The organism is Arthrobacter sp. Y3223164 (genome assembly GCF_059091005.1).
The window spans coordinates 1-582 of the sequence record NZ_JBNHGF010000785.1 but is presented as its reverse complement, the minus strand read 5'-3'; the positions used below and the strand labels follow the sequence as shown (position 1 = coordinate 582).

1 pseudogene is annotated in these 582 nt (G+C 71.6%); it reads left to right on the top strand.

Going from position 1 to position 582, the window contains the following annotated elements:
- A pseudogene (locus AC5RUJ_RS18000) lies at positions 1 to 582 on the top strand (1,4-alpha-glucan branching enzyme); the annotation flags it as partial.

Here is a 582-nt window from a genome sequence, read left to right as displayed (position 1 = left end):
GGCGGCGCCGCGGGCGGTACTGCGGGTGGTCCCGGAGAGCGCTGGATTTACGACGGCGCCCACGACCCGGTGTTCGTGGCCGCCTGGCTGGAACTGATGCGGCGGCAGTCGGTGACGGGCGACGGGCACACCCGCGGCCACGCCGGGGCCGGATTCGATTCCTGGCCGGAGTTCACCACCGGGCTGCAGGCCTCCGTGCTGCTGGGTGAGCAGTCGAACACCTCGGTGGTGGTCCAGTCCGACCAGGGTCCGCTGATCGTGAAGTTCTTCCGCGTGCTGGAAGCCGGCACCAATCCGGACGTCGAGGTCGGAGTGCTGCTCACGGAGGCCGGGTGCCGCGAAGTCCCGGTCACGTACGGCTGGGTGACCGGCGGCTGGCTGACTCCCGGACAGGACAACGACGGCGGCGACCGCCTCTGGGACACCGGACACCTGAGCGTGCTGCGGGAATTCATTCCGGACAGCCAGGATGCGTGGCGCACCGCGTCGGGCTCCGCCCTGGACGGCACGGACTTCAGCTCCCAGGCCCGCGAGCTCGGCGCCGTCACCGGACGGATCCACCGCAGCCTGCGCGACGCGGCC